The sequence below is a fragment of the Aequorivita marisscotiae genome (assembly GCF_029814825.1).
GTDB lineage: Bacteria > Bacteroidota > Bacteroidia > Flavobacteriales > Flavobacteriaceae > Aequorivita > Aequorivita marisscotiae.
On sequence record NZ_CP122379.1, the window covers coordinates 747,813 to 771,167 of the forward strand.

Sequence of the window (23,355 nt, forward strand, 5' to 3'; positions counted from 1 at the left end):
TTGCTATTTTTGCGCCATGGCAAATAACGAAGATCAATTCAAAAAAGTAGTCTCCCACGCAAAGGAGTACGGTTATATTTTTGCATCAAGCGAAATTTATGACGGATTAAGCGCTGTTTACGACTATGCCCAAAACGGCGTAGAGTTAAAGAAAAATATTCGCGAATACTGGTGGCGCAGCATGGTGTATATGCACCAAAATATTGTAGGTATAGATTCTGCAATTTTAATGCACCCAACCACGTGGAAGGCTTCTGGCCACGTAGACGCTTTTAATGATCCGTTGATAGATAATAAAGATTCCAAAAAACGGTATCGCGCCGATGTGCTAATAGAAGATTATGCCGAAAAGCTCAATCAAAAAGCTCAAAAAGAAATTGAAAAAGCAAAGAAGCGTTTTGGCGACAGCTTTAATGAAGAAGAATTTGTTACCACCAATCCTCGTGTAGTTAGATATGTAACCGAGCAGCGCACAGTTTTAGAAAGAATGGCACGCTCTCTCGAAAATGAAGATTTAGCAGATGTAAAAGCTTTAATTGAAGAATTGGGTATTGCCGATCCAGATACAGGATCGAAAAATTGGACCGAAGTACGCCAATTTAATTTAATGTTTGGCACAAAGTTAGGTGCCTCGGCAGAAAGTGCTATGGATTTGTACTTACGTCCAGAAACGGCACAGGGGATTTTTGTAAACTTTTTAAACGTCCAAAAAAGCGGAAGAATGAAAATTCCTTTCGGAATTGCCCAAATTGGTAAAGCTTTCCGAAACGAAATCGTTGCGCGTCAATTTATATTCAGAATGCGCGAGTTTGAGCAGATGGAGATGCAATTTTTCGTTCGTCCCGGCGAAGAGCTTAAATACTACGAATACTGGAAAGAAACTCGTTTAAAATGGCACCTTTCTTTGGGGATGGGCGAAGAAAATTACCGCTTCCACGACCACGAAAAAATGGCGCATTACGCAAATGCCGCAACCGATATTGAATTTGATTTTCCTTTTGGATTTAAGGAATTGGAAGGAATTCATTCCCGTACCGATTTCGATTTAAAAGCTCACGAAAAATTCTCTGGAAAAAAACTACAGTTTTTTGATCACGAATTAAATGAAAGCTACGTGCCCTATGTGGTGGAAACATCTATCGGGCTAGACAGAATGTTTCTTGCCGTATTGAGCAATTCGTTACAAGATGAAACTCTGGAAGACGGAAGCGTACGAACTGTTTTAAAACTTCCCGCAATTTTGGCTCCTATAAAAGCAGCTGTTCTTCCTTTAATTAAACGCGATGGCCTACCTGAGATTGCACATAAAATAATTGAGGACCTGCAGTGGGATTACAATGTAACTTACGATGAAAAGGATGCCGTGGGCAGACGTTATCGCCGTCAGGACGCTGTGGGTACACCTTTTTGCATTACCGTAGATCACCAAACAATTGAAGACAATACAGTAACGATTCGCTATAGAGATTCTATGGAGCAAGAACGTATTAAAATTGAAGATATTTCAGAAAAAATGAAGGAAACCATATCATATAAAAACTGGCTTTCCGAATAATTTTTTTAAGTTGTTAATTCTATATTTTGAAATTGGAGGGTAATATTTTACCCTCCTTTTTTTATATCAGTTATTTCAGCGGGCGTTGCTTTGTCGCACCTATTCATTCTTCGCAATCCGTTAAACTTCACCCATACTTTTAACCCATCCACTTTGTAGGTTTCATCTAAATTTATAGGGTCCAAATAGTAAAATTCCATTTTATCACCAGGCATTTGTATGGTGTATGGGCAATCATTTTCTTTATCCGAATAAATTATTGTACCCAACATATACCCAGCAGCAATCATTTTTTGAGGATCTACGGTTTCTTCTTTTGAAGTTGTTTCCTCCGTTGAAGTACTTTCCGTTTGTTTCACTGTGGTGCCACAGGAAAGTATTAAAGTTGAAAAGATTGCTATTCCTATTTTTAAAAACATTTTTTCCTTTTTTTAATTGTTTTATGAAGATACAAAAAAGGAAAATAGCGCTACCGTTTTAAGTAAATAAATAGTGAAACAACCTACTTGGTGTTATTGCTAAAAATATGCCCGCAACTGTACACTGCCTGTATGTACTGTTTTGGTGGCTTCACTTTTTCTACCGAAATAGGAAAGATTAGCATCTAAATATTTAGTTATCCGCTTTTGAAAAAGTAACCGCCAAGTAAAGTTGGTACCAGGTTGCAATCCTTCTAACATTTGGTATGCCACAGGTGAAAAAGGACTTCCGGTAAAATTATTGTCTATGTAGTTTAACTCACCATTTACCGAAATTTTTTCGGCATTGGTGTATGCGAATGAAAAACCTAAAGTTTGTTGTTTTAATTGCTCCATTTCGCCCAACTGATTATCCTGATTTGCAAATTCATAAAAAACGTCGAATCGTGTTTGTTGGCTCAGCAAATAGGAAATCTTTGGAATAAATTCATACATATCCAAACGGTAATTTCTACTGGCAAAACTCTCTGAAAGACTTTCGTTACTGCCCGTAGCACCTTTTAAATTAAGCAGCCAACTTTCGTAAAATTTATGGTTGAAATTCAGTTGGTGGCTTTTTAAATTATTTCGTTGTAATCCCACCGCCAGTAAATTATCGGCCGACGTAGATATAAAAGTATAACTGGTAGTATAGCGCTGTTTGCCACGATTAAAAAACAATGCATTTCTAAAATTCAACGTAAGTCCCAATTGGTCTTCGCCTCCATCTTCAAACGGATTTATATTGAATCCGTCATTTTTTCGTTTTACTTTTCGATCCAAAACATAGGAAGTTTGATTGTAAAAATGCGAAAGCAGCTTTTTAAAGCCCTCTTTATTCGACCAATTTTGAGGGTTTAAGGTTAAAATTTGACTAAATTTATTTTGTCTTATTTTTAGAAATACTTGGTTAGGAAGTAAAACTCTAACGTATTCCGCCTGATCTTGAAACTGTGCCACTTCAAATTCTTCCAATTCCTGAATACCATTGTTATTATAATCTATCCAAACATAAACGCCCTGTCCCGGCTCCGTTTTTACATAGGTAAATTCCTGTTGCGCAATAACTCCGTTGTTAGATTCCAAAGCTGTATTTAAGCGAATACCGCCATCAAAAAGCGATTGATTATACAATATTCGCGAATTGAGCGAACGTTCAGTTTCACGATTATCAATAGTTACGGGCAGCGAATCATTCGGGTTAAAACCGGTGCCTGTTTTGGGCTCGTATTTTAATGTCCGATAATTTGCAAAAGCCGAAAGTTGGGTGTTTTCGGTATTTATGAGCCGCGATTTTAAATAATACGTATTTGAAGAATTCACCTTTTGAAGTAAATTATTGCGAACACTATCGGTTACTCTGTATTGATAGCCGGCTTCCACAAAAACTTTGGTGCTATCGCCAATACCGGTAAAGGCCTCAAAAGCACTAAACTTTTGACTTATAGGTGAAATACTATCGCGAACCACATCTTTTATCTGGTTGTCTTCCAAGGCAACTTTTGCGCCCACCCAAGCTTTTTCTAACGAATAAGTTGTACGGTTATTAAACCTAAAAAATTTAGATGCTATAGAATCGGCTTTGCTGTTTAAATAGCTTCCGTGGGTATGAACCTGAAATTTCTTTAGTCTTAATTCGGATCCAATTACGTGCCGAGTGCCGTTGAAATTTTCAGAATAATTCAAGTTTTGGAATTCATACCGCCCCCCGCCAATTTTTGGATGCGAAACCTCTACTCCTGAAATCACAAAGCTTTGGTTTCCCATCGGGTTTATCAGGTTCCAATCTCTGTTGAATTCAATATTATATAGCCTTTCAATGGTCCTAAAATCTCTCTGTACAAAATCCAAAGAGCCAAATCCGTCTATTTTCAATGTATCTGCCGTTGTTACTAACCGCTGCTTAAAAGCCAGTCTCCCCGCAAAACCATCATTATTATTGTCGTCTATATCGCTAAAAAGATTGAGGTCGTTTTTACTCCCTGCAACTTCAAAATCTACTTGTGTTTTTTCGGAAGGATGAAAACTTCCGTTTAGGCCGCCAACCTGCAATTTTATTGGTGCATTTAACCGAATAACCGGCGCATAATTTCCCTGAGGCACGTTATTAACTGGAGCTACGTATTCAAAAATACGGCTTATGGCATTGGTTTCACTTATTACATAATTGCCATTATTGGGGCCCACAAGTGAAAATCGCACACTAAAAAGTTCATCTTCGGGATTGCTTGAAAAGACAAAAATTTCTTCGCCATTAATAGTTTCCTTTTTATAGAGAATTTTGTTCTCCGAATATGTATCGGGCACCGCAGATGGTGCGTTCATCAGCTCCCGATTATCTCCTGCCGCCTGTAAAATAGCTACCTGTTCTTCCGAAAGACTTTGTTGCAAAGGTTGGTTTTTAGCATCATTTTCTGAATAAACATAAACCCCCAAATCTAAATTTTCACTTGTATAATTCCCGCCACCATAACCAATAAACCGCGTATAACTTCTATCGGTATATTGATATTCCACCATAATTCGCATATTACTAGTTATCGGAAAAGTTGGGTTAAATTTAATTTCACCAGCGTTGTAATCTATTACATAATCTTCGTTTTCCCCACGTTGCAAAAGCAGTCCATTAACGTAAACCCGCTCACTACCTGAAACCACCAAAATATAAAGTTCGCCATTGGGCCCCACCAATTTATACGGTCCTTGGTTTCCTTCCTGCCCAATAAATTCGCTTTTTGAAAAAACGCCACGTACCAAAGCACCCGATGCATAGGCCGAAATTTTAGAGCCATCTTCATTATTGAAAATGCCACCAAGTGAAATTCCCTGTACCTTTTTCGTAAATTTCCCAAAATAGCTATTGCTATTTTGAAGATCGATATCGCCGGCGCGGATGTTCCAATTTTCACCAAATAGCTCGATAAAAATTTGGTCAAACTCATTTAAACTTTGCGAATATCCACCTTCCTGCGTGGGTATATTTGCATCCTGAATAGAAGCTCTAATTGAAACTTTATCGCTCAGCTTTCCGGTAATTTGAAGGTCCAGCTCGCTGTTAACCACTGCATTTTGATTATTTCCTATGGTAATTCCGCGCGTAATACTACCGGAGGTATTTAGACCGTCAAAAGGTGTAAAAACATTTTTTGTAGTGCTTTCGTCCAACGAATAAAGCTTGTCGATTTTACCAGTATTTTCAACTATAATTTCTGAATCGAAGGTGAAATATTCGCGTGTTAAAAATTCGGGATACTGTAAATATTGGATGGTTAACGAATCTTGCTGTTGCTGTAATTCTTCGGAAAAAATAATAGTTCCCTTTTTAAAATCTATTCGGTAACTGAACGGATTTGGCGAATTTCCGTTTTTATCGAGAATTACAAATCGCTTTGGATTAATACCCGCGCTGTCCAAAACAACAGTGTCCCGTAAAGCAACTTTTTTCTCTTTATAATTTGAAGAAATATCCTGCGCATAGCCAGCAGCCACAATAAAAAAGAATAAAACAGACAGGAATAACTTCATTGACTATTAAACTAAACACTTGGGTTTTTATTTCCCTTTTCCGCGCATCCGGGAATCTTTTGGTATTACAACAAACTTTTCTAGTTAAACTTATTTCACAAGATTTTATTTTGTGTATTCCAATCCTTCGGCTGTTGCTAGGGATAAACTTTGGTGGGAATTTCATCAAAAATAGACAAACCAGTAAAGAAATACTCAACAAGTTGGTAATCGAAATTTAGATTTTTATATTGCGACTACAAAAAAAATAAACCTAAAAGAGATTCCCGCCTCCGCGGGAAATGTTATGAAAATAATCTCATACAACGTAAACGGAATTCGCGCCGCAATGCGCAAAGGATTTATTGATTGGCTTAAAGCCGCAAACCCCGATGTTGTTTGCCTTCAGGAAACTAAAGCAAATTTTGATCAAGTTGAAATTGAACAAATTGAAGACGCTGGTTACCCGTATCACTATTGGCACAGCGCGGTAAAAAAAGGCTACAGCGGGGTGGCCATTTTTTCAAAAATAAAACCAAACCACGTTGAATACGGCACCGGTATAGAATATATGGATTATGAAGGAAGAAACATCCGTGTAGATTTTAACGATGTTTCCGTGATGAGTTTGTATTTGCCAAGCGGAACAAATATTGCCCGTTTGGAACATAAATTTAAATTTATGGCCGATTTTCAAAAATATGTTGATAAGCTGAAAAAAGAAATACCAAACTTGGTTATTTGTGGCGATTACAATATTTGTCACGAAGCCATTGATATTCACGATCCCGTTCGCAATAAAAACGTTTCTGGCTTTTTACCAGTAGAAAGGGAATGGTTAGATAGGTTTATGAAAAGTGGGTTTATTGATAGTTTTCGCCATTTTAACAAAGAGCCGCACAATTACACCTGGTGGAGCTACCGCGCCAATGCCCGAAACAATAACAAAGGTTGGCGTATAGATTACAATTTGGTTTCAAAACCGTTGCTGGATAATTTAAAACGCGCCGTAATCCTGCCCGATGCAATGCACAGCGACCATTGTCCGCATTTAGTGGAACTTGAATTTTAAAAATGAAATACACAATCCTCCCAAATACAAATTTAAAAATCAGCAAACTCTGCCTCGGCACCATGACCTGGGGCCAGCAAAACATTGAAGCCGAAGCCCACGATCAGCTGGATTTTGCCATTGAAAAAGGCATCAATTTTATTGATTGCGCCGAAATGTATCCCGTGCCCGCCAATCCTAAAACGCAGGGAAGAACCGAAACTTATATTGGCAATTGGTTTGCGAAAAAAAAGAATCGCGAAAACTTGGTTTTAGCCACCAAGATTGCTGGCCCGAGCCGAAATATGGACCATATTCGTCAACCATTGGATTTCAGTAAAAATTCTTTGGAAAATGCACTGCATAATAGTTTAAAACGGCTGCAGACAGAGTATATAGATTTATACCAACTCCATTGGCCGGAGCGAAACACCAATTACTTTGGCCAGCGGGATTACAGCCATAAGCCGAATGAAGAATGGCGAGATAATTTTGCCGAAATTTTAAGTAATTTGGAAGAATTCGTAAAAGCGGGAAAAATTCGCTATTTCGGGCTCTCCAACGAAACTCCTTTTGGCGTAATGCGTTGTTTGGAAGAAACGCGAAAGGGAAAATTAAAAGTGGTTTCCGTTCAAAATCCGTTTAACTTGGTTAACCGAAAAGACGAAATTGGTTTAAGTGAAATTCTTCAACGTGAAAATATTGGGTATTTGCCTTATTCGCCCTTAGGGTTTGGTACGCTCACCGGAAAATATTTAAACGGAACCGCCGACAAAAATTCTCGAATTAATCAATTTAAACAATACAGTCGCTATAGCAATGCAAATGCTGTTCAAGCAACTGAAAAATATTTCGAAATTGCCAAAAATAACAACCTCAGCTTTGCACAAATGGCTTTGGCTTTTATTCTTCAGAAAAAATTTGTAACCGCCCCAATTATTGGCGCGACGGCTATCACGCAACTTTCGGAAAATATTGAAAGTATTAATGTTTCGCTTTCCAAAGAAATTTTAAAGGAGATTAATGCGGTACACAGTCAAATTCCGAATCCAGCTCCTTAGTCCCCCTCACCCTCAAAGAGAGCTTTTTTACACAAACGCACTATAACCGGTAATGGCTCGACCCACAATTAACGAATTGATTTCTTTGGTGCCTTCGTAACTGTAAATTGCTTCGGCATCTGCTACGAAACGGGCAACGTCGTACTCCAGTAAAATTCCGTTGCCGCCCATCACTTCGCGGGCTTGGCTCACTACGTCGCGGGTTCGCATACTGCAAAATACTTTTGCCAACGAAGCGTGTTCATCGGTAAGTAAACCTTCATCCTGCAATTCGGATAGACGGAAACACATAGTTTGCATTGCCGTAAGATTGGCAACCATTTCAACTAAATGATTTTGCACCAATTGAAAAGAAGCAATCGGTTTTCCAAACTGTTCGCGTTTTTTGGTGTATTTTAGAGCTGCTTCATAAGCGCCTCGAGCGCAACCCACTGCTTGCCAAGCCACTCCTGCGCGCGTCATTCGCAATACTTTGGCAGTGTCTTTAAACGAATCGCATTTTTGAAGTCGGTCGCTTTCGGGAATACGACAATCGGTCATAGTTATCAGTGCGTTTTGCACGGTTCGAAGTGCCATTTTGTTTTCAATTTTTTCAGCCTTAAAACCCGGATTTCCCTTTCTAACCAAAAATCCCTTCACTTGATCGGAAGCTTCGTCGCGTGCCCAAATTACAGTAACATCAGCGAAAGTAGCATTCCCAATCCATTTTTTTTGTCCGTTTAAAACCCATTCATCGCCTTCCTGTCTGCAGGTAGTTCCCAAACCTCCGGCAACAGCCGAACCAACTTCGGGTTCCGTTAGGCCAAAGGCGCCAATAAGTTCCATTTTAGCCATTTTTGGGAGCCATTCCTGCTTTTGTTCTTCGCTTCCGCAGATATAAATAGATCCCATTGCCAAGCCGCTATGAACGCCAAAGAATGTTGAAATTGAAACATCCACCCGCGCCAATTCCATCGCGATAATGCCTTCCATAACGTAGGTTTCATAAGGCGTTCCGTAACCTTCATAGGTAAGTCCGCAGATGTTTAATTCTGCCATTTTCGGAATAATTTGAAACGGAAATTCGGCCTTGTTCCAATATTCGTTGGCTATCGGCTTTATTTCGTCTTCCATAAAATTGCGCACTTTTATTTGTAATTCTCGCTGTTGGGGAGTGAGTTTTAACGCCAAATCGTAAAAATCGCCATCAATGGGCGGCAATTTGTGTTGTCCTTTTTTTCCACCTTTATGTTTCAGCATTCGCATTAATCCTGCAAGTTGCCTATCGTCAAGCTCGCCAACAGTTTTCATAATTTCGGAAAGATCTACTTTTTGCGAAAGTTTCCCCAGCGCGTCCAGATCAATGTCCTGCATTAAATTAATAGTTTGTTTAATTTTAGAAAAGATAGACATAGCTGCAGTTTTAGAATTGATTTCTAAAGATACTACTAAGCTATTTTTCAAACGGCTAAAAAAAAGTTAATTCGGAAATACGGCTTTTAGTGTGGCTTCATTTACAAAACCTTTTAAACTGTCTCGGATTTGAATATGAAACCAGTTTTGATTTTTTCCCAAAACAATAATTGTGTCGTGCTTTTTCAAACTGCCAAATTGTTCAAAAACTGAAGCGGGCCCTTTATGAATATTTGCGCGATTTCTTACATTAACAGCTTTTGTAATTGCCGAAGATTTTTCACTGGGCTGAATCTCGGTTTTCTTAATAAATGAAAGCGGATTTATTGCTCCGCGTGCTTTGTAAATTCCGAAATGAAGATGTGGCTCCGTGGTTTGTGCATTGCCCGTATTGCCTACAAAACCGAGAGTGTCGCCAATTTTTACCCTTTTTCCTTCGGAAACTGCAATGCTGTCTAAATGCGCATAATAAATAATCTTTCCAAAGAGACCGTCGCGAAGCCAAACCTGTTTGCCGCCCAGACCGCGCTCGCCTACCGAAGAAATAACGCCATTTGAAACTGCAATCACCGGCGTACCCCGTACTGCGAAAATATCAACTCCTTCGTGGGAGCGGCTTCCTGAATCGCGTGGATCTGCCCAAAAACTCTGGATGTTTTTATTTCCCGCCCCACTTACAGGAAAGGTGTATATTGGTTCTGTATAAATTTTTAAAACAAAAGAAAATTGCAACTCCAGTTGCGGCTGGACCATAACTTTGTAAAATCCGGATGTTTCTATTTCTTTTGACAGAAATGGCTTTTTTATTTCCGAGCTTTCTAAAAGTTCAAAAGATTGAAGCGAATCATTCTTCGCCTGAAAGAGATCTACAAATACCAAGGCAGAATCAGCTTGTTTTTCCACATCAACCACAATGCGTTCGCCTTCTTTCAACTGAATGTTATAGCTGTAAACATTGAAATTTTCCTTTGAAAAAACACCGCTTTCCGAATAAGGTAATGTAATTTGAATACTATCCTGCTTTGCCCTCTCAAAAGCCTTGTTCCAATTAACCAACAGGGAATCATTTTTTGAAAAATTGCGTTCGTAAACCTCGCGGGCCGTGGGTTGCACAAATACATCGGCCGCTTTGCGTACTTGTTTGCAGCCACTGGCAATTATTATGAAAAGGATAATAATTAAAAAAAAATTCAAATTCATAACCATGCTAATGTACTTAAAGTTCCCCTAATCCCCAAAGGGGAAAGCCTTACGCTGCTTCTGCCATTCTGGGAGGTTGGGGAGGATACTTTTCCCTTAGCGAGAAAGTTACCCAAAAAGATGATGCACCACATCGTGCACCTTGGCTACTTTAATAATATTTATGTGAAAGTTATTCTTTGGGATTTTGCAGTATTTTGAAATTACTATGGAAGTAAAACCAAGTTTTTCGGCTTCCATAATGCGCTGCTCCACACGGGTTACGGGACGTACCTCGCCGGCAAGGCCAACCTCCGCGGCAAAGCAAAGGCGCTTATCTATAGCAATATCAATATTTGAGGAAAGTACTGCGGCAACTACCGCTAAATCTATTGCGGGATCGTCAACGGTTATTCCTCCGGTTACGTTTAAAAATACATCTTTTGCACCAAGTTTAAAACCGGCGCGTTTTTCCAAAACTGCTAAAATCATATTCAGCCGTTTGGCGTTATAACCCGTGGCGCTGCGTTGTGGTGTACCATAAACTGCGCTGCTTACTAAGGCTTGAATTTCTATCATCAAGGGGCGCATACCTTCCAGAGTAGCAGAAATTGCGGTTCCGCTTAAGTCTTCGTCATTTTTTGAAATTAGTATTTCCGAAGGGTTGGAAACTTCGCGAAGACCACTGCCCTGCATTTCGTAAATACCGAGTTCGTTTGTACTTCCAAAACGATTTTTGTTGGCTCGGAGGATTCTGTAAATATGGTTTCGGTCGCCTTCAAACTGCAGCACGGTATCTACCATATGCTCCAAAATTTTTGGGCCAGCGATATTTCCATCTTTAGTTATATGACCAATTAAAATTACCGGAGTTGCGGTTTCCTTTGCAAATTTTATAAGTTCGGCCGTGGTTTCCCGAATTTGCGAAATACTGCCCGCAGTGCTTTCAATATGGTCTGTGTGTAAAGTTTGAATAGAATCGATTACCACGATATCTGGTTCAATTTCTTCAATATTTCTAAAAATATTCTGCGTTTTTGTTTCGGTTAAAATGAAACAGTTTTCGGAAATAGGTTGAATACGTTCGGCGCGCATTTTTATTTGTTGGGCACTTTCTTCGCCCGAAACGTAAAGCGTTTTATACGGAAGTTGCAAAGCAATTTGCAGCATTAACGTACTTTTCCCAATGCCGGGTTCGCCGCCCAAAAGCGTTAGGGAACCTGGAACCAATCCGCCGCCAAGAACTCTATTTAATTCGTTGTTTTTTGTGTTTAAACGGGCTTCGGCTTGTGTTGATATTTCAGAAATACGCTGTGGTTTTGCCACTCTTTTTGAGGCGTTTTCGGAAGATTTCCAACTTACCTTTTCGGCTTTTTGGATTACTTCTTCGGCAATGGTATTCCACTCTTTACACGAATTGCACTGCCCCTGCCATTTGCCGTATTGGGCACCGCAGTTTTGGCAGAAAAATGTTGTTTTTGTTTTAGCCATAATAGTTCGGCTAAATTAAATATATTTACACAACAAACTTCGCTAAATGATACGCTTATTCCTCACAATGTTATTTTTGTGTGTATTCTCGATGCATACAAACGCGCAGCGATATCAATTTAAAAAATATAAAGCCGAGGAAGGATTGATAACCAACGAAACCTTCGCCATACTTCAAGCGAGCGATTACAGAATTTGGATAAGTACTACTTCGGGATTAAGCAGTTTTAACGGCAAAACTTTTACAAATTACACAACCGAGGACGGTCTCGCTTCCAATATAATTTTTAGTCTTTTTGAAGATTCTAAGGGTCGCATCTGGGTGGGCACCTTAGATAATGGCGTTAGTTATATTGAAAATGGTAAAATTACCAATCCAAAAGGCGTAAATTTTGACGCCTTGGGAGCCGTAACCGCTATGTTGGAAAGTAGCGATGGTTTAATGTATATATTTTTTGTACAAGGCATTGCTATTTTTAAAGATGGCAAACTGCACGATTTGTTAAAAAATGATTCTAAAAATCGGGTTGAAGGTATTCAAAATGCAGCGTGGTATGACGATAACACTATATATCTAGCTTCTACCAAATTAGGGATTTACAAAATGACTTTAAACCCGCTTAAGATTGAAAATATTTTCAACGAAAAGAGCGGCATTAATAATATTTGTTATTCCGTTTTGGTAGACGATGCAAAAAATATATGGGTAGGGGCTTATGGCGAATTGTATAAAATTACCAATGACAAGCTTCAGTTATTTAAATTTAATCCTGACGATTTTGATAAAAACCGGATATACGGCATTTTAGAAGCGAATGAAAATGAGTTCTATTTAAGTTTTGAGGGAAATGGCATTGGAATTTTTAATAAAAACACCGGGCATTTAGAAATTATAAATGAGGCTCAGGGCTTGCCTTCAAAATACATTTATCAAACTATTAAAGATTATGAAGGCAATCTTTGGATGACTTCATATGGCGAAGGAATTATCCGTTTTAGAGATACAGCTTTTAAAATTTACGATGACAGTCAAGGGTTGGCTACTGTAAATGATATTGTTGAATGGAACGGAAAGGTGGTGATGGCCACAAACGAAGGGGTTGCTATTTTGGATGATTCCCAAACAATTAGACAAATAACAAAAAATGGCCCTATAAAAAATCTTTTTGTAACAGAAGAAGACAACCTACTATACAATACCGGTAAAGCCGTTTTTGAACATACAAATAATAAACCAAGTTCAAAATTAGTAGATGAAGGCGATTATAATTTAATATTTAAAAAGCAAGACAAAACCTTTCTGTTTGGTACAAATACAATAAAAGTCCGCACCAAAGATTCAATATATTTTATAAATTCTAAAAGATCTATAGGCATTGAACCAATTGGCAACCGTTATTTGCTTTGCAAAGTAAGTGGTTTATTTCAAATAAAAAATAAAAAATTAGATACAATCCACGGTTTAAGCCCGATTTCAAACAATAATTTTAGGAGCATATCTACTGTCACTAAGACTGAAGTGCTAGCTGGTAGCGAAAAAAAATTATATCACATTAGCCTGCAGAACGACCAATTTAAAATACAAACTTTTAATATGAATCGGTTTTCTGGTTTAAAATACTTTAGAGCTTTAGAGGTAGATGGTAACGATTTATGGTTAGCCGGAAGGGATGTTTTAATTAAAGTAGATCTCCCAAATTTGCTGCAAAATGATTCAATTGTCGCAAAATATTACCACACCATACCTCATTTTTTAGCAAACGATATAGATTTTAATTCCCTGCTTGTTACAAAAGATAAAACAGTATTGGCCACTTCATTAGACGGTGTTATAGCTTTTAACGAGAATAAATTTACAGCTAACAATAAGCCGCCAAAACTAAATTTACCCGAAATTTTATTGTTTTCAGAACCGTTGATCGATAGCTTGTATAGTACCGAAAAAAGCATAGTTCTACCCTATCAAAAAAACTATTTAAGTTTTTCGATGGAAGCAATTACGTTTACCAATCCGGAAAACGTAAAGTATAAATACCGAATGATTGGGCTGCGTGACGAAAACCAATGGTCTGAACCTATAGCAGATAACAATGTGGTATTTTCATATTTACCTCCGGGCAAATACACCTTTGAATTTACTGCAGATAATGGCTATGGAAAATGGCAAACCCAGCCCTATCAGTATTCGTTTGAAATAAAAGTTCCATTTTGGAAAACATGGCTTTTTTGGGTTACGGTAGTATCTATTATTACCGCTAGCGTATTTGTCTTTTTTTCCTATCGCAGTAAACTAGCGCGTAAAAGAAATGAGGCCTACACGCACAACCTTATCAAGGCACAAGAAGAAGAGCGTACAAGAGTGGCGCGCGAATTACACGATAGTGTAGGCCAAAAACTAATGTTGTTAACCAAAAAAACAAAAAATATTAAAAATCAAGATATGGAAACTTTGGCCAGCAGCACTTTAGATGAACTTCGCAGTATTTCTAGAGGACTGCATCCGGCAAATTTAGAACGTTTGGGGCCTACTGCCGCAATTAAGAACATGATTAATGAAGTAGATGCTAATACCAATATTTTTTTTACACATCAAATAGATGATATAGACAACCTTATAACCAAAGAAGCTTCACTACATTTATATAGAATTATACAAGAAGTACTCAATAATATGGTAAAACACGCCGAAGCCAAGGCCGGTTCCGTTTCTATTAAAAAAAGAAATAATACCATACAAGCAACAATAGCAGATAATGGAAAAGGGTTTGAAGTCTCAGAAATGATTAAAACGAGCGCAAGCCTCGGAATGAAAACATTAAGAGAACGCGCGAAGATTTTAAACTCAAAAATTGATATTAAAAGTCAGTTAAAGAAAGGCACTAAAATAACGCTTACAATTCCAATCTAAAATGATTAAAAAAAATAATATCTCTATTGTAATTGCAGACGATCACCCCATGATCCTGAAAGGGCTTTACGACGAATTGTTAGAAAATAATTACAATGTTGTGGGACAGGCTTCTGATGGAATGCAAGCCTTGGAAAAAATTCTGGTTCACAACCCAACCATTGCCTTGTTAGATATAGACATGCCTATTTTAACCGGTTTTGATGTAATTAAAATGGCCAAGCAGAAAGAAGTTGACACTAAGTTTATAGTGCTTTCCTTTCACAAGGAGATAGAATATATATCGCAAGCTAGGGCGCTTCAAATAAACGGGTATTTGCTAAAGGAAGATTCATTTTATGAAATTGAAGAATGCATTGAAGAGGTATTAAATAACAATGTTTACTTCAGCCGGGCATTTGAAGATTCATCGCTTAAGGCTGTTTCAGAAGACATCCGGAAAATGAAACATTTAACGTATTCTGAAAAAATTATTTTAAAATTGGTTTCCCAACAAAAAAGCAGTAGCGAAATAGCAAAAGAATTGTTTATCTCGGTTCGAACGGTAGAAAAGCACAGAAGCAATATTATTACAAAACTAGATATTGAAAATACAAATTCCAATGCACTCAACACTTGGGCCTATTTGCATAGGTTAATTATAAAGGAACTTTAAGTTGGTTTAGTACCCAAAATCCTGCTTTATTTTATCTGCTCGGTCCAATAATTTATCTATTGTAATAAAATCTACTTCTTCTTTATCAAAAGCTCCTTGGAAGATTTTCATTGCTTTTTTGGGTTCACCGGTTTCTTCATAATAACGGCCTAAATAATAATCGCCCAGCACGGTTTCTGAGTATTGCTTTTTTGCCATAGTTGCAATTTCCCGCAACGACTCCCATTGCTTTAATTTTTCTGCTGCGGTTGCCGTGGCAATAAAATCGTTAACACGAATATTGTTAGTTATTCCAAAGAGATCTTCAATAACTTTATATTTATCTAAAAGATATTGAATAACCGGCGTTTTTAATTTTAGCAATACTTCCGAGTATTCTTTTTTGCTTATTGGTCTATAAACTGAAAATATTTTTTCCAACGCATTGGGTATTCCCCTACCGCCCAACGAATAATGTGTAGCGCCTTCAAAATTATCGTAATAATAGCTAAACGAATTATTCTTTATACTGCTCAATTGTTTGTTTAAATCTTCCGATGATTCCATCAGTCCTTTTATATCGTCTGTGCCAGTTGCCAAATAGTAAAATATTTTTCCCGGAATCTGTGGTATGCGTTCTGCTAGCCGCTCTTCCATCATGGGCGCCAGATCTGGACTCAAATTAATATATCCGTTAAGCAAAGGTGGATCTTTAAAGAGATAATAATTTAAAAAATTAGCGGTAAAATCGTGTCCCACTCCAATAATAAACTTAGCGGTACGGTATTTTTTATCTATGTACGGAATAAGTTCTAGCCCTAAAAATTCAAAAAAACGGGCTCCCTTTTCATCGGGAAAAAATGTATTGTCGTCGTAAGCACAATCAAAATATCGCGAACCACCCTGCATAACTCCAACGACGATAGACTCTGGCATGTCTTCCCAATAACTAAAATAATCTACATTTCCGGCAACTGGCTCAAACAAATAATCTGCATCCAGCACCAACACTATTGGATATTTTTTATCAACATTCGTGTCGTAATTTCTGGGCAATTGAATTTTTAATCTTCGCGACTGGTCCAGTCTTTCCGATTTAAATTCTTCATAAATAATTTGTGAGAATGAAGCATTGCTAAGCAAAACTCCGACCAAAAATATTAGCATACTTTTCATAACCCTACCTTTTTAAATGCTGTGGAAAGATATGAAATTTTGAATTCGTAGGTTTTTTGAAAGAGCTATATTTTCTAAAAAAGCTATAATTGTAACCCCTTTCTATTATAAATGGGAAGCAATACCAAAGAGAGTACTCCAAAGAAAATAATCGCGCTAATATTTGAAATCCAAACAATCCAACCCACAGCCACACCCACAGTTTTGGCTACTCCAAAAATTGCTAAAATTCCGGCTATAGCCGCGGGGTAGGTACCAAAACCGCTATTGGTAAAGGCAAATGTAAAACTACCTACCACAAAAGCAATAATAATTGTACCGATTGAAATATTTGCAGTTTCTGGCAATGCGTGGAGCGCCGTATAGAAAGAGAGCAGATACAACCCCCAGATTAAAAACGAGTGAAATAAAAACGCCGCTTTTCTTTGCATTTTTAGAATGCTGAAGATTCCTTCCTTTAAACCAATTACAAAGTTTTTCAGCTTTTTATTGACATTCGATTTTGAAAATTTAACATACAGCGGGATACTAATGGCGCCTAATACAATCCCGAAGATAAGAATATACAACAGCGAGCTAGGGATACTGCCCACGATGTACTGATACAAAACATCAAACTTAATAAACAATGCCAAGGCGGTAAATAAAAGTAGAAATATTAAATCAACGATTCTTTCAGAAATAATAGTACCAAATCCTTTTTGAAAAGGCACTCCTTCATATTTATCTAAAATAATACCTCTAGAAAATTCGCCACTTTTAGGAATAAAAATATTCATTAAATAGGCCACGGAAACTGCCATAAAATTATTGGCAATTTTAGTGCGATAACCCAAGGGTTCTAACATAAAGCTCCATCTATACGAACGTGATATATGGCTTAAAACACTCAGCGCTATTGAAAGCAGTACAAAACCGTAATTAGCATCAGTAAAATGTTTTTTAGTTTCAGTGAGTTGTTGGGGAGTAAACGATTGATATATATACCAAATAAGAAAGATGCCCAAACCAAGTGGAACGGCAATCTGTAAGAATTTTGAAAGGGAACGGCTCAATTTAACGAAGTAAATTTGTTTCCTCGTCCGGGAAAACCAATGCAGGCTTAAAGGCTTTGGCCTCTTCTATTTCCATTATTGCATAGGTAATAAGTATAAGTACATCGCCCGGAGCTACGCGTCTTGCGGCAGCACCGTTAAGCGTTATTTCGCCACTATTGCGCGGACCGGGAATGGCGTACGTTTCGAGCCTTTCGCCATTATTGTTATTTACAATTTGAACTTTTTCGCCTTCAATAATATTGGCGGCGTCCATTAAATCTTCGTCAATAGTGATGCTACCAATATAATTTAAATCGGCACCGGTAACTTTTACTCTATGGATTTTAGATTTTACTACGTGTATTTGCATGGTGCAAAGATATTAATTTAAAGAGATATTATCTATAAGCCTAACTTTACCAGCAAATACTGCCATAAAAGCACGGTATTTTAAACCTTCATTTTTATGGGTTGCGGTTTTAAGTGTTTCTTCATCGGCTATTTCAAAATACTCCAATTTTAAGTTTGGGTTTTGCAAAAATCGTTCCGCAACCAGAGAGTTTAGATCTGCAATGGTTGTTGATTCAAATTTTTCACGTACTTCCTTTAAAATTTTATAAATAATAGCGGCCTCATCGTACTGGATTTTATTTAGCCGTTTATTTCGCGAACTCATGGCAAGCCCATTTTCTTCTCTTAAAATAGGGCAACCAATAATTTTTACGGGGAGGTTTTCAATTTCAATCAATTTTTTTACAATCTGTAATTGCTGAAAATCTTTTTCGCCGAAGTAAGCCGAAGCGGGCTTTACAATTTTTAATAGTTTACTTACAATTGTTCCCACGCCATCAAAATGCCCCTTCCGGTGTTTTCCCTCCATTTCGTTTTCAAGAGCGCCAAAATTGTATTTTTTTGCCGTAACAGTTTCTTCATATAAATCTGAAATCTCAGGTAAATACACAATTATATCCTCATTTAACGATTTTAACAACATAATATCGTCTTCGGGAGTACGCGGATATTTTTTAAGATCTGCCGTGTTATTAAACTGGGTTGGATTTACAAAAATGCTCACCACCACCAAACTATTTTCGCTCAAAGCTTTAGCAACCAATGATATATGGCCTTTATGCAATGCACCCATTGTTGGTACAAAACCTATTTTGTCATTTTTATATTCAGAAGACAAGGCTTTCACCAAGGTTTCTTTCTGGGTAAATACAACCATAAAATTGCTTTAAGAGCGGGCAAAATTAATATATTAAAGACAATCTACATAAATTTTCGTAATTTTGCGTGTTTTTAAATGCCTCGAAGCAATTGAGGCAAAATTTCAAATAATTTTTAAAAAACTTATAGATGAAAGATAAAAGAGTCTTGTATGTGTCTTCAGAAGTTGTGCCTTATCTTCCCGAGACCGAGATTTCTTCAATGTCGTTTGAAGCTCCTAGAATGATCAATAACAACGGTGGCCAGATTAGAATCTTTATGCCCCGTTATGGAAACATTAATGAAAGAAGACATCAACTGCACGAGGTAATACGCCTTTCAGGTATGAATTTGGTAATAAACGATCTGGATATGCCGCTGATAATTAAAGTGGCGTCAATTCCCAAAGAGCGTATTCAAGTTTATTTTATTGACAACGAAGATTATTTTAAAAGAAAAGCCACCTATGCCGATGAAGATGGCAACTTTTATAAAGACAATGACGAACGCGCTATATTCTTTGCAAAAGGAGTAATTGAAACGGTAAAAAAATTAAACTGGGCGCCAGATATTATTCACGTGCACGGTTGGTTGGCAGCCTTTTTGCCGCTTTACCTTCGCAATTATTACGGCAATGAACCATTATTTGAAAACAGTAAAATTGTAACCTCTGTTTACAATACTGGATTCGAAGGATCGTTAGCAAAAGACACCATTGAAAAAGTGAGGTATGACGCTATAGACGATGAAGCCATTGCCGAATTAGAAGATCCGAGTTATATAAACCTGATGAAGATTGCCATTAGAAATTCGGATGCCATTATTGTAGCTACAGAAGAAATTCCTGAAGCGCTCGAAAATTTTATTAACACTATGGACAAACCCGTGTTAAAGTATCATAATATGGAAGATTTTTCGCAAGCATATTTAGATTTTTACAGCTCGAAAGTTTTGGAATAAATTTTAGTGCTATAATTAATTTGAAAACAGTTTAGCACGAAATTTTTAAGAAAACCCCAATTAAATTTTATCCCCTTTATTTACGAAACAACTTATAACCAATAATCTAGACACAATTCCTTCCTATTTAATAAACATTGTATGCAGATGAAATTAAAAAGCTTGTTGCCAATGGTTGGCACTATTTTCCTCATAATTATTGCGTTTTCTTCATGCCAAAAAGAAACCTCTCTTATCGGTTCTGAAGTATTGGGAACAGAAATTCCAAACGGAATTTTAGACGATTCGCAAACTGTTATTTCTTACAGCAGAAAATTAGGGCCGGTGCAGAGCAATAGATTGCCATCCTATCAATTTGGGGTTTATAACGATCCTGTGTATGGCAAATCAACCGTTAGTTTGCTTTCCCAGCTAACGTTAGAGAGTAGCGACCCAAAATTTGGAGACAGTGCAACGGTAGATAGTGTATTTGTGTACCTTCCCTACTACAGCACCGAGACCACAGTAGACAGCATAACAACGTACGAACTCGATTCTATATACGGTACAAGCCCGATAAATATTTCAATTTTACAGTCGAAATATTTTTTAAGAGAATACGATCCAGACTCTGGTTTTGAGGAATTTCAAAACTATTATACCAATCAAGGACCACTTTTTGAAAGTTATTTAGGTGAAGAATTAGCTACAGTAATCGATTTTATTCCTACTAAAAACGGATATCTATTTAACCAAGGCGAAGAAGACGAAATAAAACTGCCCCCAGGCCTTCGCGTAAAATTGGATTCTACCTTCTTCCAAACCAATATTATTGACATGGAAGGTACTCCCGAATTACGCAATAGCAATAACTTCAAAAACTTTTTAAGAGGACTTTATTTTGATGTAAGCTCAACAACAGACAATGGAAGTTTGTTTATTTTTGATGCCACAAAAGCTTTCGTTACAATTTATTACAACTTTAAGAATGATGATGACGAGCGCGAAAATGGCACGTTTAAGTTAAACTTTAATGGAGGCATAAGTGTAAATACATTTACAAACCAACTTCCGCAACAAATACAAACTGCTGTAGAAAATCCAAATATCCAAACGGGCAATGAAAACTTATATCTGCGCGGTGGCGATGGAATTATTTCGGTAATTGAGCTTTTCGGAAAAGATAATGACAATAATGGAGTTGCTGACGATCTTGAAATGCTTCGCGATAAAAAATGGATTGTAAATGAAGCAAACCTAATTCTGTATGTAAATCAAGATTTAATGGTTGGTGGCGCTACGGAACCCGAACGAATTGTAATTTACGATTTAAAAAACAGCGATGTTTTGGCAGATTACAATCAAGATCCAACTAACGGACTTGAGGCAATAGATGCACTTTCCAATCATTACGGAAAATTGCAAAGAGGCAGCGATGGTAACGGCGATTATTACAAGTTGAAAATTACCGACCATATTAGCAACTTGATAAATAAAGACAGCACAAACGTGCCTTTGGGAATTATTGTTTCGCAAAATGTGTTAACCCGCACAACGCAGAAGCTGCAGAACCCGATGGAGCCTAGCATTAAGGAAGTTCCCTCGAGTGCTATCGTTTCTCCCGAAGGAACCATTCTTCACGGAAACGCATCGCCCAATCAAGAAAAAAGACTAAAACTTCAAATTTATTATACTGAACCAAATTAAACGTCGATTATGTGTGGAATTGTAGGCTATATTGGCAAAAGAGAAGCATATCCCATTGTTTTAAACGGATTAAAACGCTTAGAATACAGAGGATATGACAGTGCAGGAATTGCACTATTTGATGGTACCGACATTCAACTGTGCAAAACAAAAGGCAAAGTTGCAAGTTTGGAGGAAAAAGCAAAGTTGAATATTTCTCGCGAAGGCAATTTAGGCATTGGCCACACCCGTTGGGCCACCCACGGAATACCAAACGATGTAAACAGCCATCCACACTATTCTATGAGTGGCGATTTGGTAATTATACACAATGGTATTATTGAAAATTACGGTTCACTTAAAAAAGAATTAATAAATAGAGGCTACACTTTTAAGTCTGATACAGACACCGAAGTTTTGGTTAATTTAATTGAAGACATTCAAATTAAAGAAAACGTAAAGCTAGGAAAAGCCGTGCAAATTGCTTTAAACCAAGTGGTGGGAGCGTATGCAATAGCACTTTTCGACAAAAAGAAACCAAACGAAATTGTAGTTGCAAAATTGGGAAGTCCATTAGCCATTGGTATTGGTGAAGACGAATTTTTTGTGGCTAGCGATGCTTCTCCTTTTATAGAGTTTACAAACAACGCCATTTATTTAGAAGATGAGGAAATGGCAATTATTAGACTAGGACGCGATGTAAAAGTGCGTAAAATAAAAGACGATATTCTTGTTGCCCCGTACATTCAAGAACTTCAACTTAACTTAGAACAAATTGAAAAAGGTGGTTACGACCACTTTATGCTAAAAGAAATATACGAGCAACCTTCAGTTATAAAAGATACGTATCGCGGCAGATTACTTGCAGATCAAGGCATTGTTAGACTGGGCGGACTGGAAAATTATATTGAAAAATTTACAAATGCCCAACGCATTATTATAGTTGCCTGTGGCACTTCGTGGCATGCCGGTTTGGTTGCTGAATATATTTTTGAAGATTTGGTGCGCATACCAGTAGAGGTTGAATACGCTTCCGAATTTCGCTATCGCAACCCTATTATTTCTGAAAAAGATGTAGTAATCGCTATTTCTCAGAGTGGTGAAACAGCAGATACACTTGCAGCCATAAAATTGGCAAAATCTAAAGGTGCCTTTGTTTATGGAGTTTGCAATGTGGTTGGTTCTTCTATTTCGCGCGAAACTCACAGTGGCACCTACACCCATGCGGGACCAGAAATTGGCGTGGCATCTACCAAAGCTTTTACTACCCAAATTACTGTTTTAGCAATGATAGCGCTACGTCTGGCAAAAGCAAAAGGCACAATAAGCCAAAGCGATTTTATGCTTTATTTACGTGCGTTGGAGTTAATTCCAAACCAAGTTGAAGAAGCTTTAAAAACCGACGATAAGATAACCGAAATCTCCGCTGCGTTTAAAGATGCCAGAAACTTTCTTTATTTGGGAAGAGGCTACAATTTTCCAGTAGCTTTAGAAGGCGCTTTAAAATTAAAGGAAATTTCATACATTCATGCCGAAGGATACCCTGCCGCTGAAATGAAGCACGGTCCTATCGCATTAATTGACGAACAAATGCCAGTAGTGGTAATAGCCATAAAAAGCGACCATTACGACAAAGTTGTAAGCAACATCCAAGAAATTAAGGCCCGAAAAGGAAAAATTATCGCGGTAGTGTCTAAAGGCGATACCGTTGTAAAGGAAATGGCAGATTACGTTATGGAGGTTCCGCATACTATGGAAGCCTTAACACCTTTGTTAACAACCATACCATTGCAGTTACTTTCATACCATATTGCAGTTATGCTGAACAGAAATGTAGATCAGCCTCGAAACTTGGCAAAATCTGTTACTGTAGAATAATTTACAGCATAAGTTACTACTAAAACCCAAACGGCCTGACTTGCTTATGTAAGTTACACTGTTTGGGTTTTTTTATATTTTCAAAACATATTCTTCAATTTAAGGCAATTTCAAAGTTTCATTAGCTATAAACTATACGTGTGAAACACGCACTTTTACTATACATTAATCAATTTTTTCTAGTTTAATGTTTTTTC

The 23,355-nt window shown here is 37.5% G+C and carries 17 protein-coding genes; 8 read left to right on the plus strand and 9 right to left on the minus strand.

The features are described from left to right. Nucleotides 1-16 precede the first annotated feature (16 nt). Entirely contained in the window at nucleotides 17-1,555 is a 1,539-nt protein-coding gene (locus QCQ61_RS03550) for a glycine--tRNA ligase (protein WP_279449343.1), read from the plus strand. Nucleotides 1,556-1,602: 47 nt separating this feature from the next. Here QCQ61_RS03550 and QCQ61_RS03555 read toward each other — a convergent pair whose 3' ends face one another. Both QCQ61_RS03555 and QCQ61_RS03560 read right to left on the minus strand, forming a co-directional pair. Continuing rightward, a complete protein-coding gene (locus tag QCQ61_RS03555) occupies nucleotides 1,603-1,974 on the minus strand; it encodes a hypothetical protein (protein ID WP_279449344.1) in 372 nt (123 codons plus the stop codon). 99 nt (nucleotides 1,975-2,073) lie between these two features. Further along, nucleotides 2,074-5,538 carry a DUF8818 domain-containing protein gene (locus QCQ61_RS03560; RefSeq protein WP_279449345.1) on the minus strand — a complete coding sequence of 1,155 codons (3,465 nt, stop codon included), beginning with the start codon at nucleotides 5,536-5,538 and terminating at the stop codon, nucleotides 2,074-2,076. Nucleotides 5,539-5,824: 286 nt separating this feature from the next. Between QCQ61_RS03560 and QCQ61_RS03565 the strand changes: the two genes are divergently transcribed. Together QCQ61_RS03565 and QCQ61_RS03570 are read left to right on the plus strand one after the other, a co-directional pair. Continuing rightward, nucleotides 5,825-6,589, plus strand: coding sequence for an exodeoxyribonuclease III (locus QCQ61_RS03565; RefSeq protein ID WP_279449346.1), 765 nt, complete (start codon nucleotides 5,825-5,827; stop codon nucleotides 6,587-6,589). 2 nt (nucleotides 6,590-6,591) lie between these two features. After that, nucleotides 6,592-7,629, plus strand: a complete 1,038-nt coding sequence (locus QCQ61_RS03570) for an NADP(H)-dependent aldo-keto reductase (RefSeq protein WP_279449347.1) — start codon at nucleotides 6,592-6,594, stop codon at nucleotides 7,627-7,629. A 27-nt stretch (nucleotides 7,630-7,656) separates the two neighbouring features. Here QCQ61_RS03570 and QCQ61_RS03575 read toward each other — a convergent pair whose 3' ends face one another. The 3 genes from QCQ61_RS03575 to radA all read right to left on the minus strand — a co-directional run bounded on the left by QCQ61_RS03575 (nucleotide 7,657) and on the right by radA (nucleotide 11,691). Next, nucleotides 7,657-9,021 carry an acyl-CoA dehydrogenase family protein gene (locus tag QCQ61_RS03575; protein ID WP_279449348.1) on the minus strand — a complete coding sequence of 455 codons (1,365 nt, stop codon included), beginning with the start codon at nucleotides 9,019-9,021 and terminating at the stop codon, nucleotides 7,657-7,659. 66 nt (nucleotides 9,022-9,087) lie between these two features. After that, nucleotides 9,088-10,221 (minus strand): peptidoglycan DD-metalloendopeptidase family protein, encoded by a 1,134-nt coding sequence (locus QCQ61_RS03580; protein WP_279449349.1) that lies wholly within the window; start codon nucleotides 10,219-10,221, stop codon nucleotides 9,088-9,090. 108 nt (nucleotides 10,222-10,329) lie between these two features. After that, nucleotides 10,330-11,691: a DNA repair protein RadA gene (gene radA, locus QCQ61_RS03585; RefSeq protein ID WP_279449350.1), complete on the minus strand. Its 1,362-nt coding sequence runs from the start codon at nucleotides 11,689-11,691 to the stop codon at nucleotides 10,330-10,332. A gap of 46 nt (nucleotides 11,692-11,737) precedes the next feature. Between radA and QCQ61_RS03590 the strand changes: the two genes are divergently transcribed. Together QCQ61_RS03590 and QCQ61_RS03595 are read left to right on the plus strand one after the other, a co-directional pair. Then, the gene (locus tag QCQ61_RS03590) at nucleotides 11,738-14,599 is read left to right on the plus strand and encodes a sensor histidine kinase (RefSeq protein ID WP_279449351.1); all 2,862 of its coding nucleotides are present in this window, start codon (nucleotides 11,738-11,740) and stop codon (nucleotides 14,597-14,599) included. 1 nt (nucleotide 14,600) lies between these two features. Then, entirely contained in the window at nucleotides 14,601-15,254 is a 654-nt protein-coding gene (locus QCQ61_RS03595) for a response regulator (RefSeq protein ID WP_279449352.1), read from the plus strand. 6 nt (nucleotides 15,255-15,260) lie between these two features. On the opposite strand, the gene QCQ61_RS03600 is transcribed toward QCQ61_RS03595, so the two are convergent. From QCQ61_RS03600 to panC, 4 genes are all read right to left on the minus strand, one after another. After that, on the minus strand, nucleotides 15,261-16,409 hold the full coding sequence (locus tag QCQ61_RS03600; protein WP_279449353.1) for an alpha/beta hydrolase: 1,149 nt from the start codon (nucleotides 16,407-16,409) through the stop codon (nucleotides 15,261-15,263). Nucleotides 16,410-16,492: 83 nt separating this feature from the next. Beyond that, nucleotides 16,493-17,464 (minus strand): lysylphosphatidylglycerol synthase transmembrane domain-containing protein, encoded by a 972-nt coding sequence (locus QCQ61_RS03605; protein WP_279449354.1) that lies wholly within the window; start codon nucleotides 17,462-17,464, stop codon nucleotides 16,493-16,495. 1 nt (nucleotide 17,465) lies between these two features. Then, nucleotides 17,466-17,816, minus strand: coding sequence for an aspartate 1-decarboxylase (panD, locus tag QCQ61_RS03610; RefSeq protein WP_279449355.1), 351 nt, complete (start codon nucleotides 17,814-17,816; stop codon nucleotides 17,466-17,468). Between the two features lie 12 nt (nucleotides 17,817-17,828). Continuing rightward, nucleotides 17,829-18,674 (minus strand): pantoate--beta-alanine ligase, encoded by an 846-nt coding sequence (panC, locus tag QCQ61_RS03615; protein WP_279449356.1) that lies wholly within the window; start codon nucleotides 18,672-18,674, stop codon nucleotides 17,829-17,831. 131 nt (nucleotides 18,675-18,805) lie between these two features. On the opposite strand from panC, the gene QCQ61_RS03620 reads away from it, so the two are divergent. The 3 genes from QCQ61_RS03620 (at nucleotide 18,806) to glmS (ending at nucleotide 23,158) form a co-directional block, all read left to right on the plus strand. Then, entirely contained in the window at nucleotides 18,806-19,615 is an 810-nt protein-coding gene (locus tag QCQ61_RS03620; RefSeq protein WP_279449357.1) for a glycogen/starch synthase, read from the plus strand. Nucleotides 19,616-19,762: 147 nt separating this feature from the next. Beyond that, the gene (gene bamH, locus QCQ61_RS03625) at nucleotides 19,763-21,301 is read left to right on the plus strand and encodes a BamH family beta-barrel-assembly machinery protein (RefSeq protein WP_279449358.1); all 1,539 of its coding nucleotides are present in this window, start codon (nucleotides 19,763-19,765) and stop codon (nucleotides 21,299-21,301) included. A 9-nt stretch (nucleotides 21,302-21,310) separates the two neighbouring features. Next, nucleotides 21,311-23,158 (plus strand): glutamine--fructose-6-phosphate transaminase (isomerizing), encoded by a 1,848-nt coding sequence (glmS, locus tag QCQ61_RS03630; protein ID WP_279449359.1) that lies wholly within the window; start codon nucleotides 21,311-21,313, stop codon nucleotides 23,156-23,158. Nucleotides 23,159-23,355 lie beyond the last annotated feature (197 nt).

Coding starts and splice junctions, on each gene's coding strand:
- QCQ61_RS03550 (WP_279449343.1), top strand. CDS start 17: ATGGCAAATAACGAAGATCAATTCAAAAAAGTAGTCTCCCACGCAAAG.
- QCQ61_RS03565 (WP_279449346.1), top strand. CDS start 5,825: ATGAAAATAATCTCATACAACGTAAACGGAATTCGCGCCGCAATGCGC.
- QCQ61_RS03600 (WP_279449353.1), bottom strand. CDS start 16,409: ATGAAAAGTATGCTAATATTTTTGGTCGGAGTTTTGCTTAGCAATGCT.
- QCQ61_RS03590 (WP_279449351.1), top strand. CDS start 11,738: ATGATACGCTTATTCCTCACAATGTTATTTTTGTGTGTATTCTCGATG.
- panD (WP_279449355.1), bottom strand. CDS start 17,816: ATGCAAATACACGTAGTAAAATCTAAAATCCATAGAGTAAAAGTTACC.
- QCQ61_RS03555 (WP_279449344.1), bottom strand. CDS start 1,974: ATGTTTTTAAAAATAGGAATAGCAATCTTTTCAACTTTAATACTTTCC.
- QCQ61_RS03580 (WP_279449349.1), bottom strand. CDS start 10,221: ATGAATTTGAATTTTTTTTTAATTATTATCCTTTTCATAATAATTGCC.
- QCQ61_RS03570 (WP_279449347.1), top strand. CDS start 6,592: ATGAAATACACAATCCTCCCAAATACAAATTTAAAAATCAGCAAACTC.
- QCQ61_RS03620 (WP_279449357.1), top strand. CDS start 18,806: ATGAAAGATAAAAGAGTCTTGTATGTGTCTTCAGAAGTTGTGCCTTAT.
- panC (WP_279449356.1), bottom strand. CDS start 18,674: ATGGTTGTATTTACCCAGAAAGAAACCTTGGTGAAAGCCTTGTCTTCT.
- radA (WP_279449350.1), bottom strand. CDS start 11,691: ATGGCTAAAACAAAAACAACATTTTTCTGCCAAAACTGCGGTGCCCAA.
- QCQ61_RS03575 (WP_279449348.1), bottom strand. CDS start 9,021: ATGTCTATCTTTTCTAAAATTAAACAAACTATTAATTTAATGCAGGAC.
- bamH (WP_279449358.1), top strand. CDS start 19,763: ATGAAATTAAAAAGCTTGTTGCCAATGGTTGGCACTATTTTCCTCATA.
- glmS (WP_279449359.1), top strand. CDS start 21,311: ATGTGTGGAATTGTAGGCTATATTGGCAAAAGAGAAGCATATCCCATT.
- QCQ61_RS03595 (WP_279449352.1), top strand. CDS start 14,601: ATGATTAAAAAAAATAATATCTCTATTGTAATTGCAGACGATCACCCC.
- QCQ61_RS03560 (WP_279449345.1), bottom strand. CDS start 5,538: ATGAAGTTATTCCTGTCTGTTTTATTCTTTTTTATTGTGGCTGCTGGC.